Consider the following 14,833-nt stretch of genomic DNA (forward strand, 5'->3'; position numbering starts at 1 on the left):
CCCCGTGCGCGGACGTGTGGTGTCACCAGCTCTCGGCGACCTTCTCTGCGAGCACGGCGACGGCCACCGCGCCCGGGTCGAGCGAGCCGATGCTGCGCTCGCCCGTGTACGACGCGCGGCCGCGTCGCGCCTGCATGGGACGGGTCGCCTCGGCGGCCTCCCTGGCCGACTCCGCCGCGAGCTTCGCGATCTCCTTGCCGTCCGCGCCGAGGTTCGCCTCGATCGTGTCGGTCATCGGGGCGAGCGCGTCCAGGAGTGTCTTCTCCCCGAGGTCCGCGCCGCCGCGCGCCTTGATGCCCTCGATCGCGGCCCGCAGCATCGCGACCACGTCCTCGCCCGTCACCGACGGCTTCCCCTTGATCGCACCGGCTGCCCGCAGGAACGCGGTTCCCCAGATCGGACCGGAGGTCCCGCCGATCCGGCCGGTCATGGTGATCGCGACCTTCTGCAGGAAGGTGGCCGGGTCGGTGCGGTCGAACGAGTCCCACTGGGCGACGACGTTCTCGAACCCCCGCGCCAGCGAGAAGCCGAAGTCGCCGTCGCCGACGACGGAGTCCAGGTCGCCGAAGTACTTCTCGTTCTCGATGCAGGTGTCGGCGATGATGCGGACGACCGACTCGACGTCAGGGGACACGGGGTTGCTCGCTCTCGGTCAGCAGGTGCGTGAGATGTGCCAGGGAGACCTCGCCGGCGGGCTCGAGGTGGTGCGGGTCGGCGAGGACCGTGGCGGGCTGGTCCGGGTCGCCGAGCGACGAGACGACGAGGGACGCCCCGGTGAAGTCCTCGTCGGCGGTGTAGCTGCTCACGGTCACGACGGTCCGGACGCCGGCGCCCAGCGCGGCCCGCAGGCCGTTGGAGCTGTCCTCGACGACGATCGCCTCCTGCGGCCCGATCCCGAGCTCGCGCAGGGCGAGCAGGTAGATGTCGGGCGCCGGCTTCTTGGCCGGGACCACGTCGCCCGCGAACACGGCGAAGTCGGCGGCACGCTCGGCGCCCACGGCGTGCTCGAGCACCGCACGCACGGAGGCTTCCGCCGAGGTCGAGGCGACCGCCAGCTGCCAGCCCGCGGCTCGGGCTTCCTCGACGATCCGCGCGATGCCGGGTCGGGCCGGCATGACGCCCGCCGCGACCAGGTCCGTGTAGGTCTTCGTCTTGGCCTTGTGCCAGGTGGCGATCAGCTCCCGCTGCTCGTCCGGGTCCGACGGCAGGTGCGCGGTCTCGACGAAGATCGGCGTGAACACCGACGCGAGCCGTTCCTTGCCGCCGCCGATCGCGAGCAGGTGCCCGTACTCCTCCTGCGACCAGTGGACGGGCACACCCGCGTCCGCGAACGTCTGGTTGAACGCGGGCAGGTGGCCGTCGCGCTCGGTGTCGGCGAGAACGCCGTCGCAGTCGAAGATCAGCGCCGGCATGGTGCCCCGTCCCGCCTGCTCGTGCTCGTCGCGTTCATGCTCGTCCCGCCGAGCCGAACTCGTCGATGCACTCGGCGATCGCGGCCTGGACCGCCGACGAGATGTCCCGGAACATGCTCGGCGGGTCCCACTTGCCGCGCTCGCGGGCGCTCGCGAGGTGCGCCTCGGCGGCGTGCATGTAGGCGACCTTCACGGCCGTCGAGATGTTGATCTTGGAGACGCCGGCGTCGATGAAGGTCTGGAAGTCGGCGCGGGACAGGCCCGTCCCGCCGTGCAGGACGATCGGTCGGTCGGTGCGCGCAGCGAGCTCACGGACGCGGTCGGGCCGCAGGACGGGCTTGGCGCGGTACTCGCCGTGGGCGGTGCCCAGCTGGGGTGCCAGCAGGTCGACGCCGGTCCGTTCGGCGACGCCGAGCAGGGTGTCGATGTCGTAGGCGTGCAGCGCGACGTCGGAGCCGACGCCGTCCTCGACGCCGACGATGTTCTCGATCTCGGACTCGACCTCGACGCCCTGCGCGTGCGCCTCGGCGACGACCTCGGCGGTCTCGCGCTCGGCGTCCTGCAGCGCGCGGTCGGACGCGTCGAACAGCACCGACGACCAGCCGGCCCGGATCACGTCCGTGATCACCGACCGGTCGGGGCAGTGGTCGAGGTGCAGCGCGATCGGCACGTCGGTCGGCTCGGCGGCCGACCGGAACATCGTCGTCATGAGGTCCGTGCCGATCGAGCGGACCGTCTTCACGGAGATCTGCACGATCAGCGGGGACCGCGCCTCGACGGCCGCCGCGATCACGGCCCGCAGGCTCAGGTCGTCGAGGATGTTGACCGCGGGGACCGCGTATCCGCGCGCTCGGGCGTCTCGTGTCATCGTCAGCGTCGACGCGATCATGTGCCCGGCCCTCCGGCCCGATCGATATGTCCGATCGTCGGCAGTCTAGACAGGTCTACTCATGCACGACCAGCGCAGAGCGATTCGTGAAAGTCTGTCCACCATGACCGACGTCCTGGAGCGCGACTCGTCGACCCCGCTCTACGTCCAGCTCGAGCAGATCCTGCACGAGCGGATCGTCAGCGGTCAGTGGGCGCCCGGACAGCGGATCCCGTCCGAGAACGAGCTCAACAAGATGTTCGGGCTGAGCCGGATGACGGTGCGCGGCGTGCTGACCAAGCTCGTCGGCGACGGTCTGCTGATCCGCGTGCCGGGCAAGGGAACCTATGTCGCGACGCCCAAGATCAACGCCGTCTCGCCCGCCTACCGCGGCGTGCGCGAGCAGCTCGAGTCGCAGGGCTACGAGACGTCGACCCGGCTCGTCTCGCTGACCCTGGAGACCCCGTCGTCCGGCGTGCGCGAACGCCTGGGGCTGACCGAGGACGAGGAGACCTACGTCGTCGTCCGCATCCGCTCGGTGCAGGGCGAGCCGATCAGCCTGCACCGCTCCTACGTCCCGGCACGCCTGGCGCCCGGGCTGCCGGAGCACGACGTCGTCGCGAACCAGCTGTGCGTCGTGCTCGAGGAGCACTACGGACTGCCCATGAAGCACGTGCGCGAGGACCTCGAGGCCGTCGCCGTCTCCACCGCCGACGCCCGCCACCTGGGCATGCGTCGGGGCGAGCCGGCCCTCCAGCTGCAGGACGTGATCTTCGACGCGCTGGCCCGGCCGTTCGAGTACAGCTCGATCGTCTTCCGCGGCGACCGGATGCGCCTGGGCTTCGACTACGACCGCTGAGGCCGCCGCGTCAGCCCTGCGCTACTTCAGCAGCCCGCCGCCCACCCACTCGCGGATCGCGGCGACGTCGCCGTTGCTCAGCTCCATGCGCGCGCCGCGGCACAGGCCGATCACGTTCTCCGACCACGCCGCGGCGAGGTCCTTGGCGGTGGTCTTCGCCGTCAGCTGCTGGCCGCCGTAGAGCGCGCCGGAGATGACGAAGTTGACGGTGGAGCGGCCGACGGCGGCGCCGGCCTCCTGGCATGCCTTGCGCACGCGGCGGGAGGTCTCGGCACGGTCGAACGGGTGCGCGGCGAGGTCGGCGGCGAGCGTGGTGAGCAGGACCCGGTAGTTCGACTGGCTCAGCCCCGGGGTGTCGGTCACGGCGGTGACCTGGCGCTGCAGCGCGCTCGGGTCGGTGTCGGCCTCGGCGACCGCACCGGGCAGGTCGGCCTCGCCGAACCGCTTCGGGTCCCAGACGTAGCCCGGCGGGCGAGACGACGACGCCACCTCGGGCACGTTGCGGGCCAGCCACTGCAGGAAGCCACCGGCTCCGCCCCAGCTCGAACCGGTCAGCGTCGAGTCGGCCTTCTGCGCCGCGCCAGCCACGGCTCCGAGCGTCAGCGGTCGGTCGGCGGTGCGGACGCGCTGCAGGATCGCCTTGCGGGCGACTTCGCTCGCGGCCACGAGGGGAGCCTCGACCGGTGCCTCGACGGGCGGCTCCTTCTTGGCCGGCGCCGTCCGACCCTTCTGCTGCGTGGCGGGGGGCGTCGCGACCCGCGGCGCCTCGACGTTGAGCGTCGACGCCGTGCTCGTGACCAGCTCGGCCAGGTCGTCGGCGGTGATCACGTGGTCCGCGACCGCGCGGTAGGCGGCCGCCGCGGGGCTCGCGGTCATGATCGTGACCCGCCGGTCCGCCGCACGGCAGCGCAGAGCCAGGGGAGTGAAGTCCGCATCGGCGGACACGATGACGAACTCCTCGTAGTGCGTCGGCGCGGCGAGCGCGTCGACGGCGTCGAGCACGAGGTTGATGTCGGCGCTGCTCTTGCCCTGCTGCGTCAGCGACGGGCAGTCGACCACCTGGAACCCCGCACGCGTGAAGTTCGGCCGGAAGCTCGAGAACTTGGACGGGTTGAGGTAGCACGCACGGACCAGGAACCGACGCGTGAAGTCGCCCTCCGAGTCGGTGCCGCTCTCCAGCTCGCTGAGCCAGTGCGCGGGATCGGTCGCGAAGGCCTCGGCCGCGACCGGGTCCAGGCGCTGCAGGCCGATGTAGACGTTGTCGAAGTCGACGAACAGGGCGGTCCGGAACCGGCGCCCGGTCTCGGTGCGGTCGGCGGAGGTCACGCTCGATGTGCTCACCCGTCGCATCATCCTCGGTTCGCGCCCTCCCCGTCCGCCACGACGCTCGATCGACCTCGACGGTGACCATGAACACTCGACGGTCGGGCCGGCTCGGCGGAACACTGGTCGGCATGCACCTGCTGACCGACGCGGCATCGCCGGGCCCCCGTGGCTACTCCGAGCACCTGCGCGTGCCTGATCTCAGCGTCGGCAGCGTCGTCCTGGCTGCGGGCGCGGTCGACGGCCAGCAGCCGCACACGGAGGACGAGGTCTACGTGGTGCTGAGCGGGCGCGGCCGGCTGTGGACCCCGGACCTGACGGTCGACGTCACGGCCGGCTCGGTCGCGTTCGTGCCCGCCCTCGAGCCGCACCGGTTCGTCGACGTCACCGAGGACCTGCACGTGCTCGTCGTCTTCGGCCCGGCGGAGCACAGCCGCTCCTGACGGTGTCTCGGCCTCGTTGCGACAGCGCTCGGCACGACCGCGCTCGGCACGATCGCGCGGCCGTGGCGTGCGACCGGTCGCGCGCCCGGCGTCAGGCCGGCGAGCTCGCGGCGACGAGCTCGTCGACCGACGCCTTCGTCAGCCCGAGCGACGTCAGCGGGCCGTCGCCGTTCTCGACCTCGAGCAGTGCGAGCAGAACGTGCTCCGTGCCGACGTGCTCCGCGCCGAGCCGGACCGCTTCGCGGAACGTCAGCTCGAGGGCCTTCTTCGCGCTCGCGTCGTAGGGGATCAGGGCCGGGACCTCGGCGACGGCGGGCGGCAGAGCCACCGCCGCGCGGACGTCGTCCGCCGTGGTGCCGCCCGCGAGCAGCGCACGCCCGCCGAGGTCGGTGGGCTCGGCGAGCAGGCCGAGCACGAGGTGCGCGGCGGTCGTCCGGTCGTTGCCGGCCGCCCGTGCTTCTTCCTGCGCCGCCACCACGACGTTGCCCGCGGCCGCGGTGAACCGCGCGAACCCCTGCTGGGCGTCGAGGGCGGGCTCCTTGGCGACGAACCGCTTCTGCGCCGCCTGCTTGGTCACGCCCATGCTCGCCCCGATGTCGGTCCACGACGCGCCGGAGCGTCGCGCCTGGTCGACGAAGTGACCGATCAGGTGGTCGGCGAGGGCGCTCACGTGGTGGGCGGTGAGGACCGCGGAGGAGAGCTGGTTGAGGACGTCGCTCTCGTGCGCGGTGATCGCGTCGATGAGGTCGTCGAGCCGGACGGGGATCTGGACGGGGTTCGTCGTCATGCGTCAACCCTAGGTTGACGATCGAGAGAACGTCAACCTAGGGTTGTCGCACGGCGGTCGAGCGCGCATCACACCGGCACGGGGGAGTCCACGAGTCGGGAGGTTGCGCGACGGATGGCCATGCAGAGGTCCCGGCCCTCCGGTGAGGACGTCCACTGCTGCACCGGCCGGCCGTCGGGACGAACCAGCACGGAGCCGGTCGCGCCGAGGCGCAGCGCCTCGGCTGCTGCCGGGTCGACGAGCCGTCGGGTCACGGGGACGCCGCCGGAGCCCTCGGGCCACGGTTCGCCCTCGACGGCGGTCAGGAACGTGAGCCCCTCGCCGAGGAGGTCGAGCGTGGACGTGGAGCCGTCGGCCAGCCAGTGGTGCCGGATCCGGTCGACGACGTCGTCGAGGTAGTCCTCGGAGACGTCACGGTGCGCCGCCTCGATCGCCGAGCGCTGCATGTTCAGCATCCCGACCGGTCGCCGCTCGTCCTCGTACGTGTCGAGCAGCGACTCGTCGGCCCAACCGCGCAGCACCCAGCCGAGCTTCCAGCCGAGGTCGTACCCGTCGTGGACAGCCGTGTTCATCCCCGTGGCACCGCGCGGTGTCGTGCGGTGCGCGGCGTCGCCGACGACGAACGTCCTGCCCGCCCGGTAGCGGTCGACGATCTGCGCGGTGAACGTGAAGTCGCCCGTCCACACGATCTCCGGGTCGAGGTCCGGGGCGCCTGCCGCGCCCCTCAGGAGCTGGACCAGGCGTTCGACCGGGTAGTCGTCGCGAGACTCCCGCGACGGGTCCCAGGTCATGGAGAACACCCAACGGTCACGGTTGTCTGTGGGCAGGAACACCCACGGCGGACCCTGGCGCGCGATCATGTAGAGCCCGTGCCGGCGATCACCGACGATGCGCGCCACCGGACCGCGGAACAGGACCGCGAGGTAGGCGCCCACGTCGCCGGGCCCGTCCATCGTGAGGCCGACGCGGTCGCGGACCGCGCTGTGCGCTCCGTCGGCACCGATCGCGTAGAGCGCGCGTTCGGTGGTCGTCGCGTGCTCGTCGCGCAGCGTGACGGTCACGCCCTCGGCGTCCTGGACCAGGTCCACGAGCTCGGTCCCGAGCCGTACCTCGACGCAGTCGAACGTCGCGAGGTGCTCGAGGAGCACGGGTTCGAGGTGGTCCTGCGGGGCGAGCACGGGCGTCGTCGGGCTGATCGCCGCGGCCACGGCAGCGGACGGGAACCCCATCGAGACGGCGACTCCCTCGATCGACGCGAGGTTCGGCCCGATCCAGCCGGTCGTGCTCGCGTCGATCGCCCCGGCGCGGACGGCGTCCTCGAGCCCCCAGGCGCGCATGAGCTCCATCGTGCGCAGGTTGATGCCGGTGGCACGCGGGAAGTCGGACAGCGCGGTGCGGCGCTCGACCACGAGGGTGCGGACGCCGAGCCGGGCGAGCGTGATCGCCGCGGTCAGGCCGGCGGGCCCGGCTCCGACGACGATCACGGTAGGTGAACTGGTGGTGGTCATGGTCAGGATCTCTCTGTGTGTTTCATCGGACAGTGTGTCTTTCACACGACAGAGTGTCTTTTGTCGGACTTGGTGTCAAGTGAAAGTAGGATGTTGATCGTGACGACGCGGAAGTACACCCAGCAGGCACGCGCGGCGGCGGCGGACGAGACCCGCCGACGGATCCTCGACGCGATGCGCGACCGCCTGCGTGCCGCGCCCAGCGAGGCGCTCAGCATCGAGCGCGTGGCGCAGGAGGCGGGCGTGGCCCGATCGACCGTCTACCTGGTGTTCGGGTCGAAGGCGGGACTCTTCGAGGCGCTCGGCCAGGACATGCTGGTGCGCACGGGGTTCCAGCGGATCGTCGACGCCGTCGCGCTGCCCGACGCCCGCGACGCGGTCCGTGAGGCGTTGCGCGCGGCCGCCTCGGTGTACGCGGCGGAGCGTGACGTGTCGCGCACGATCTACTCGATGTGGTCCCTCGAGCCCGACGCTGTGCGGCGCGCGTTCGAGGTGGTGGAGCGCGGTCGGGCCGAGGGGCAGCTCCGGCTCGCCGAGCGTCTCGCCGAGCAGGGACACCTGTCGCCGGGGATCACGGTCGAGGAGGCCGCGGACGTCCTGTGGCTCCTGGGGGGCTTCGAGTCGTTCGACCAGCTCTTCACCGGCCGTGGACTGAGCGAGACGGAGACGGCGGAGCGGCTGTGCCTCGTCGCCGAGCGCACCCTGTGGGCGCGCTAGCGCACAGACGTCGCACAGCCCTCGCACCTCGGGCGGACAGACCCGGTCCGTAGACACGGTGCATGAAGAAGCGCACCCCTCTCATCGCCGGGGTCCTGACGCTCTCGCTGACGTTCGTCGGCGCGGGTGCCTGGGCCGTCAACCGCTACGTCATCGAGCACGTCGCCATCTCCGACGCCTCCGCGTACGAGGCGCAGGTCTCCGGGGAGGTGGCTGCCGCACCCGCCACCGACGCCGTCGTCACCGGCACCTCGTACGAGTCGAGCTCGGCGGGCATCACGATCTCCACGGTCACGACGGGCTCGGGCGACGACACCGTGACGTACTACGTCGCCGACGTCACCCTGTCCGACGCGACCACGCTGCGGTCCGCGTTCGCGCAGGACGCGTTCGGGCAGAACATCACGGAGGACACCTCCGACATCGCGGCCGACAACGGCGCGATCTTCGCGATCAACGGCGACTACTACGGCTTCCGTGACACCGGCATCGTGATCCGCAACGGCGTGGTCTACCGCGACGAGGGTGCCCGCGAGGGGCTCGCGTTCTACCGGGACGGCTCGGTCGAGGTCTACGACGAGACGACGACGACCGCGGACCAGCTCGTGGCCGACGGCGTCTGGAACACGTTGTCGTTCGGCCCGGCGCTCCTGGAGGACGGTCAGATCGTCGACGGGATCGACGACGTCGAGGTGGACACCAACATCGGCAACCACTCGATCCAGGGCGACCAGCCACGCACGGCGATCGGCGTGATCGACGACAACCACCTGGTGTTCGTCGTCGTCGACGGCCGCAGCCCGGGGTACAGCAAGGGCGTCACCATGACCGGCCTGGCCGAGATCATGCAGGGCCTGGGCGCCACGACCGCCTACAACATCGACGGCGGAGGCTCGTCGACCATGGTGTTCAACGGCTCGCTGGTGAACGACCCGCTGGGCAAGGGCCAGGAGCGCGGCACCTCCGACATCCTCTACATCGCGGGCTGACGGCGATGATCGTGCTCATCCCGGCCTACGAGCCGGATGACCGTCTGGTTGCCCTGGTCGCGGATCTGCGCGCCCACGACCTCGCGGTACTGGTGGTCGACGACGGCAGTGGCTCGGCCTACTCGCCGACCTTCGAGGACGCTCGGCGGCTCGGCGCCACGGTTCTTGCCCACGACCTCAACCGCGGCAAGGGCGCGGCCCTGCGCACCGGGTTCGCGTTCGCCGCGCAAAGGTTCGACGGGCACGACGTGGTCTGCGCGGACTGCGACGGCCAGCACCTGGTGCCCGACATCCTGCGCGTGGCCGAGCGGGTCGCCGTGCACGCGGTCGACCGTGGGGTCGGCCGACCAGGGGCGGTGGCAGCCGAGCACACCGGCGTGATGGTCCTGGGTGCGCGCCGGTTCACCGGCCCTGTGCCACTGCGCAGTCGGCTCGGCAACGCGGTGACCGGAGTCCTCGTCCGCACCGCTACCGGCCTGCCCGTGCACGACACCCAGACCGGCCTGCGGGGATACCCGGCCTCGATGCTCGACTGGCTGCTCAGCGTGCCCGGCGACCGCTTCGAGTACGAGCTGGACCTGCTGCTGCGGGCGTCGCAGGACGGAGTGCCGGTCGAGGAGGTGCCGATCGAGACGGTCTACCTCGAGGGCAACGCCTCGTCGCACTTCCGGCCGATCGTCGACTCCGCGCGCATCTACGCCCCGCTCGTGCGCTTCGCCGCGTCGTCGCTGCTCGCCTTCCTCGTCGACACGGTCGCGCTCCTGGTGCTCGTGGCGCTCACCGGGAACCTGCTCGTCGCGGTGCTCGGCGCGCGCCTGCTCAGCTCCTCGGTCAACTTCGCGGTCAACCGCCGGCTGGTGTTCAGCCGGGGTCGGGACAAGCCGCTGGGAGCCGCTGCCGCCCAGTACTGGACCCTGGCCGCCACGCTGCTCGCGGCCAACTACGGGTTGCTCTCCGCGATGACCGGGCTCGGCGTCGGCCTCCTGCCCGCCAAGGTCCTCACCGAGCTCGCGATGTTCGTCGCCAGCTACCAGCTCCAGCGCACGGTCGTCTTCGCGCAACCGGTAGCGGATCGACTCCCGCACGACGCTGCTCCTCAGCCCGCCAGGACCGCGGCGACGGCACTGACCTCGATGAGTGCACCGGGCACGCCCAGCCCCGCGACCAGGGCCGCCGTGACCAGCGGTGGGGCTCCGGGCCCCGCGAGCCGCGGCGCGATGGCCCCGTAGGCCGCCCTCAGGTCGGCCTCGGACGAGATGAGCACGGTCCACTGCACGATGTCGGCGAGCGAGGCCCCGGCGGCGTCGAGCGCGACGGCGACGTTCTCGACCGCGCGCACGGACTGCTCGGCGACGTCGTCCGAGACGACCGCGCCGGTGTCGTCGACGCCGTTCTGGCCGCCGACGTAGATGGTCGTCGCACCCGGGGGCACGACGGCGACATGGCTGAACGCCGGGCTCTTCACGAGACCGGCCGGCTGCAGACGGGTGATCTCCATGAACCCGACGATTCCACCGACCACTGACACTCGCGCCGCCCGGACGCAGACGCAGGCAGACGGCCGGCAGAACCCACGCGGACCAGCAGGTCAGAGGTGGAAGTTGTACACGCCCTCGTCGAAGGTGTTGTAGGACGGGTAGTCGAGCAGCTCGTAGAGCTCCGCGCGCGTCTGCATCCGGTCCAGCAGGCTCTCCTGGGACCCGGTGGCCCGGATCGTGTCCAGGCCCGCCATCGCGGCGCCCATCGCAAGACGCAGCAGGGTGACCGGGTAGATGACGATGTTCATGCCGAGGTCCTGCAGCTGGGTCGCCGTCAGCAGCTCGCCCTTGCCGAACTCCGTCATGTTCGCGAGCAGCGGGACGTCGACGGCCGCGCGCAGGGCGGCGAACTCTGCCGGACCGACGAGCGCCTCCGGGAAGATCGCGTCCGCACCGGCGTCGACCAGGGCCTTGGCGCGGTCCACGGCCGCGGACAGCCCCTCGACCGCGCGGATGTCCGTGCGGGCGATCACCAGGAAGTTGGGGTCGCGCCGCCCCTCGACCGCCGCCCGGATCCGCTTGAGCGCGGTGTCGTCGTCGACCACCTGCTTGCCGTCCAGGTGTCCGCAGCGCTTCGGGTTGACCTGGTCCTCGATGTGGCAGCCGGCCAGGCCCGCGTCCTCGAGACCCTGGACAGTGCGCGCCACGTTCATCGGTTCGCCGAAGCCGGTGTCGGCGTCGACGATCGCGGGCAGGTCGCTCATCCGGGCGATCTGCCCGGCGCGCTGCGTCACCTCGGTCGCCGTCGTCAGCCCGATGTCGGGCAGGCCGAGATCCGCAGCCAGCACGGCGCCCGAGACGTAGACGCCGTCGAAGCCCTTGGCCTGGATCAGGCGTGCCGAGAGCGGGTTGAACGCGCCCGGGAGCTGGAGCAGCCGGCCCGAGGCCAGCCCGGCGCGCAGGGCGACCCGCTTGTCGGCGGGGGTCGTCGTCGCGTAGAGCATCAGAAGATCCCGTCGGACACGAGCACGGAGGCGAGCAGCCCGGGCGGCGCGACGATCGTGAGGCCCGACAGCTCGTCCGCGGTCAGCTCGGGCAGGCGCTGCGCCACGTCGAGGAACCGTTCGACCTCCGCGTGGTCGAGCACGCCCGAGGCGAGCGTGCGGAACTTCGCGACGTACTGAGCGCGCGCGAACGGCCGGGCGCCGAGCGGGTGGGCGTCCGCCACGGCGATCTCGGCGACGACGACCTCGCCGCCCGTGGTCGTGATCTCGACGCGTCCGCCGAACGCCTTCTCGGCGGGGTCGGTCGAGTGGTACCGGGCGGTCCACGCGGGGTCCTCGGTGGTGGTGACCTTGTGCCACAGCTCGACCGTGTCCGGGCGGCCCGCGCGCTCCGGCGCGTACGAGGTGACGTGGTGCCAGGCGCCGTCCTGCAGCGCGACCGTGAAGATGTACGGGATCGAGTGGTCCAGCGTCTCGCGGGACGCCGCCGGGTCGTACTTCTGCGGGTCGTTCGCGCCCGAGCCGATCACGTAGTGCGTGTGGTGCGACGTGTGGATCACGATCGACGCCACGTTGTGCGGGTTCGTGAGGTCGGGGCGCTCGGTGTGCAGGCGTCGGGCCAGGTCGATGAGCGCCTGCGACTGGTACTCCGCCGAGTGCTCCTTCGTGTACGTGTCGAGGATCGCCGTCTTGGCCTCACCGGGAGCGGGCAGCGGCACGTCGTACGCGGCCGACGGCCCGTCGAGCATCCAGGCGATCACGCCGTCCTCGCCCTCGTAGATCGGGGTGGGCGACGTCTCGCCACGCATCGCCCGGTCGACGGCCTCGATGGCGACCTTGCCCGCGAACGCCGGCGCGTACGCCTTCCACGACGAGATCTCGCCCTTGCGCGACTGCCGCGTGGCCGTCGTGGTGTGCAGCGCCTGGCCGACCGCGTGGAAGATCACCTCAGGCGGCAGGTCGAGCAGCGTGCCCAGGCCGGCGGCGACCGACGGACCGAGGTGGGCGACGTGGTCGATCTTGTGCGCGTGCAGGCTGATCGCGCGGACGAGGTCGACCTGGATCTCGTACCCGGTGGCGATGGCGCGCACGAGCTCGGCACCCGACCGGCCCGTGTGCTGCGCGACCGCGACCAGCGGCGGGATGTTGTCGGCCGGGTGGCTGTAGTCCGCGGCCAGGAAGGTGTCGTGGTAGTCCAGCTCGCGCACCGCGACCCCGTTGGCCCAGGCGGCCCACTCCGGGCTGACGCGAGTGTCGGACGGAACGCCCGAGACCGTGGCGCCGTGACGTGCCCCCGCGTACGGGTGTGCGAGGGCCTGGGCCCGGGCGGCCGACGGGGGAGTCCGGGTCAGCGACGCGGCGGTGACCGCGGCGTTGTCGATCACCCGGTTGATGATCATGTCCGTGACCGCGTCCGGCACGGCGACCGGGTCGGCGGCCACCGACGCGATCGCCCAGGCGAGCTGGTCCGTGCGGGCCAGCCGGTCCGCGCTCGGGTGGACGCGGACGGCATGGTTCTGGGTCATCGGTTCACTTCCTGTGTCGGACGGGGCGCAGCCCTGAGGCTAACGCGAGCACCGCCGTACCCGACGAACTGCTGCGCAGGGTCAGCGCGCGTGCGCCATGTCGCCGACAGCGAGGCGTCGCAGAACCTCCAGGACCACGGCGGCCGACCGGTCGGCGGCGTCGTCCACGTGCGTGAGGAAGTCGCTGCCGGCCACGGGTCCGCACAGGTCGGAGATGCCGCGCACCGACAGGAACGGCACGCCGTAGAGGTGCGCGGTGTGCGCCAGCGCCGCGGACTCCATGTCGATCGCGACCGCGGTCGGGAACGAGGTACGGATGCGCTCGACGCGGCTGGCGTCGATGAAGGCGTCGCCGGAGAGCACGGTCCCGGTGAGCACGCGCAGGTCGACGGCCGCACCGACCGCCGCTTCGTGCAACACCTGCTCGGCCTCGTAGACCTCGGGCATGCCGGGCACCTGGCCGAGCTCGTAGCCGAAGGCGCGGGCGTCGGCACCGGAGTAGACGTACTCCGAGCCGACGACGACGTCGCCCACCCGGACGTCGACGCCCACACCGCCGGCCGTCCCGGCGCTGATGACGGCGCGGGGGTGCGTGCCCTGGATGGCCACGGCCGCCGCGGTCGCGGAGTTGACCAGGCCGATCCCGCACTGGACCAGCAGCACCTGCCGGCCGCCGACGGTGAGCAGCCGGTGCTCGGCGTGGCCCATCTGCGTCGGGTCGCCGACGACGTCCGCGCGCTCCATGAACGGCTGGGCCTCGTCGGACATCGCGGTCACGAGGACCGCATCGACGGCGATCACGCGGTCACCGTGCTCCACTCGTCACGGGCGGCGAGGAACGTTCGCGCCGCGTCCTGCGCACCCTCGAGCGTGTGGTTGGCGCCCCAGCCGCACTGCACCTCGTTGGCGGCCGGGACCTCGGTGGCGTTCGTGATGTCCTCGAGCGTCGACTGCACGAGGTCGAGGACCTCGTCGTAGGTCCAGACGCCCTGCAGGATCAGGTAGAACCCGGTCTGGCAGCCCATCGGCGAGAAGTCGACGACCCGGTCGGAGTGGTTGCGGGAGTGCTCCGCGAACAGGTGCTCGAGCGAGTGCACGGTCGGCATCTCGAGGTGCGCGACGTTCGGCTGCGTGAACCGGATGTCGTACTTGCTCAGCTCGTCACCGCCGGGCAGACGCTTGGTGTCCGCGAGGCGCACGTAGGGCGCGACGACGGTGCGGTGGTCGAGGTTGAACGACTCGACGTTCATGCGGGGCTGGTTCACGGGAGGGCGTCCTTCTGGGTGCTCGGCGGAGCCACCATTGTCCCCCTTCTCCGCGGGGAGCGGACGACCGGGCGGCTAACCTGAGACGAGGATGGGTCACCAGTTCAGCCAGGGAGACGTGGGGCATGGCTCTGGATCGCATCGACCGGGCGATCATCGCCGAGCTGAGCAAGGACTCCCGGCTCTCGGTCCGGGCGGTCGCCGAGCGCGTGCACATCTCGCGCACCGCGACGAACACGCGGATCAACCGGCTCATCGAGAACGGCGTGCTGAAGAGCTTCACCACCAAGGTCGACCGCAAGGCCCTCGGTCTGCACGTGACGGCGATCGTGATCGTCAACGTGCGTGAGACGCCGTGGCAGGACATGGCTGACGCGCTGGCCGACCTGCCCTACGTCGAGAACGTGCTCGCCGTGAGCGGAGGGATCGACTTCGTGCTCACCGTGAGCGCCCCCGACAACGACAGCCTCAGCGACGTGATCATGCGAAAGATCAACACGATGCCGGGTGTCGTCTCGACGCGTTCCCACATCGTGCTCGACTCCCGCGACGGGACGGTGCCCGGGCTGGCGCAGGACGTCTGGCCCATTTCCTAGCCTCTGGACGGACATTTCGGCACGGTCCTCGCGCGTGGCGGGCCATCTGTCCCGACGC

At 71.4% G+C, this 14,833-nt stretch carries 16 protein-coding genes and 1 pseudogene; 6 read left to right on the forward strand and 11 right to left on the reverse strand.

What is annotated here, in order from left to right; all coding sequences use genetic code 11:
- Window positions 1-22 precede the first annotated feature (22 nt).
- The 3 genes from dhaL to AC1DPN_RS15100 are packed head-to-tail and all read right to left on the reverse strand — an operon-like array spanning window position 23 to window position 2,280.
- The gene (gene dhaL, locus AC1DPN_RS15090) at window positions 23-634 is read right to left on the reverse strand and encodes a dihydroxyacetone kinase subunit DhaL (protein ID WP_477085587.1); all 612 of its coding nucleotides are present in this window, start codon (window positions 632-634) and stop codon (window positions 23-25) included.
- Window positions 624-1,412, reverse strand: coding sequence for an HAD-IA family hydrolase (locus AC1DPN_RS15095; RefSeq protein WP_477085588.1), 789 nt, complete (start codon window positions 1,410-1,412; stop codon window positions 624-626). The genes dhaL and AC1DPN_RS15095 overlap by 11 nt, the downstream gene beginning before the upstream one ends.
- Before the next feature lie 34 nt (window positions 1,413-1,446).
- Window positions 1,447-2,280 carry a class II fructose-bisphosphate aldolase gene (locus AC1DPN_RS15100; RefSeq protein ID WP_477085589.1) on the reverse strand — a complete coding sequence of 278 codons (834 nt, stop codon included), beginning with the start codon at window positions 2,278-2,280 and terminating at the stop codon, window positions 1,447-1,449.
- Between the two features lie 124 nt (window positions 2,281-2,404).
- Between AC1DPN_RS15100 and AC1DPN_RS15105 the strand changes: the two genes are divergently transcribed.
- The gene (locus tag AC1DPN_RS15105) at window positions 2,405-3,139 is read left to right on the forward strand and encodes a GntR family transcriptional regulator (protein WP_477085590.1); all 735 of its coding nucleotides are present in this window, start codon (window positions 2,405-2,407) and stop codon (window positions 3,137-3,139) included.
- A gap of 21 nt (window positions 3,140-3,160) precedes the next feature.
- Here the strand turns inward: AC1DPN_RS15105 and AC1DPN_RS15110 are convergent, their stop codons facing one another.
- The gene (locus AC1DPN_RS15110) at window positions 3,161-4,480 is read right to left on the reverse strand and encodes an NYN domain-containing protein (RefSeq protein ID WP_477085591.1); all 1,320 of its coding nucleotides are present in this window, start codon (window positions 4,478-4,480) and stop codon (window positions 3,161-3,163) included.
- 68 nt (window positions 4,481-4,548) lie between these two features.
- On the opposite strand from AC1DPN_RS15110, the gene AC1DPN_RS15115 reads away from it, so the two are divergent.
- Window positions 4,549-4,905: a cupin domain-containing protein gene (locus AC1DPN_RS15115; protein ID WP_477085592.1), complete on the forward strand. Its 357-nt coding sequence runs from the start codon at window positions 4,549-4,551 to the stop codon at window positions 4,903-4,905.
- Window positions 4,906-4,996: 91 nt separating this feature from the next.
- On the opposite strand, the gene AC1DPN_RS15120 is transcribed toward AC1DPN_RS15115, so the two are convergent.
- Both AC1DPN_RS15120 and AC1DPN_RS15125 read right to left on the reverse strand, forming a co-directional pair.
- On the reverse strand, window positions 4,997-5,692 hold the full coding sequence (locus tag AC1DPN_RS15120; protein WP_477085593.1) for a Clp protease N-terminal domain-containing protein: 696 nt from the start codon (window positions 5,690-5,692) through the stop codon (window positions 4,997-4,999).
- Window positions 5,693-5,760: 68 nt separating this feature from the next.
- Window positions 5,761-7,200, reverse strand: a complete 1,440-nt coding sequence (locus AC1DPN_RS15125; protein ID WP_477085594.1) for an FAD-dependent monooxygenase — start codon at window positions 7,198-7,200, stop codon at window positions 5,761-5,763.
- 99 nt (window positions 7,201-7,299) lie between these two features.
- Between AC1DPN_RS15125 and AC1DPN_RS15130 the strand changes: the two genes are divergently transcribed.
- The 3 genes and pseudogenes from AC1DPN_RS15130 to AC1DPN_RS15140 all read left to right on the forward strand — a co-directional run.
- Window positions 7,300-7,917, forward strand: a complete 618-nt coding sequence (locus AC1DPN_RS15130; protein WP_477085595.1) for a TetR/AcrR family transcriptional regulator — start codon at window positions 7,300-7,302, stop codon at window positions 7,915-7,917.
- A 62-nt stretch (window positions 7,918-7,979) separates the two neighbouring features.
- A complete protein-coding gene (locus AC1DPN_RS15135) occupies window positions 7,980-8,906 on the forward strand; it encodes a phosphodiester glycosidase family protein (RefSeq protein ID WP_477085596.1) in 927 nt (308 codons plus the stop codon).
- Between the two features lie 5 nt (window positions 8,907-8,911).
- Window positions 8,912-9,949 (forward strand): annotated as a pseudogene (locus AC1DPN_RS15140) (GtrA family protein); the annotation flags it as partial.
- A 53-nt stretch (window positions 9,950-10,002) separates the two neighbouring features.
- On the opposite strand, the gene AC1DPN_RS15145 reads toward AC1DPN_RS15140, so the two are convergent.
- From AC1DPN_RS15145 to AC1DPN_RS15165, 5 genes are all read right to left on the reverse strand, one after another.
- Window positions 10,003-10,404: a RidA family protein gene (locus AC1DPN_RS15145; protein ID WP_477085597.1), complete on the reverse strand. Its 402-nt coding sequence runs from the start codon at window positions 10,402-10,404 to the stop codon at window positions 10,003-10,005.
- A gap of 90 nt (window positions 10,405-10,494) precedes the next feature.
- The gene (gene prpB, locus AC1DPN_RS15150; protein ID WP_477085598.1) at window positions 10,495-11,388 is read right to left on the reverse strand and encodes a methylisocitrate lyase; all 894 of its coding nucleotides are present in this window, start codon (window positions 11,386-11,388) and stop codon (window positions 10,495-10,497) included.
- The gene (locus AC1DPN_RS15155) at window positions 11,388-12,914 is read right to left on the reverse strand and encodes an MmgE/PrpD family protein (protein WP_477085599.1); all 1,527 of its coding nucleotides are present in this window, start codon (window positions 12,912-12,914) and stop codon (window positions 11,388-11,390) included. The genes prpB and AC1DPN_RS15155 overlap by 1 nt, the downstream gene beginning before the upstream one ends.
- Before the next feature lie 81 nt (window positions 12,915-12,995).
- A complete protein-coding gene (locus AC1DPN_RS15160; RefSeq protein ID WP_477085600.1) occupies window positions 12,996-13,715 on the reverse strand; it encodes a 5'-methylthioadenosine/adenosylhomocysteine nucleosidase in 720 nt (239 codons plus the stop codon).
- A complete protein-coding gene (locus tag AC1DPN_RS15165) occupies window positions 13,712-14,164 on the reverse strand; it encodes an S-ribosylhomocysteine lyase (protein ID WP_477085815.1) in 453 nt (150 codons plus the stop codon). Before AC1DPN_RS15165 ends, AC1DPN_RS15160 begins: the two co-directional genes overlap by 4 nt.
- Window positions 14,165-14,304: 140 nt before the next feature.
- On the opposite strand from AC1DPN_RS15165, the gene AC1DPN_RS15170 reads away from it, so the two are divergent.
- On the forward strand, window positions 14,305-14,775 hold the full coding sequence (locus AC1DPN_RS15170; protein ID WP_477085601.1) for an Lrp/AsnC family transcriptional regulator: 471 nt from the start codon (window positions 14,305-14,307) through the stop codon (window positions 14,773-14,775).
- The last annotated feature ends 58 nt before the right edge of the window (window positions 14,776-14,833 follow it).

It is taken from the genome of Cellulomonas sp. P4_H4 (assembly GCF_056400865.1).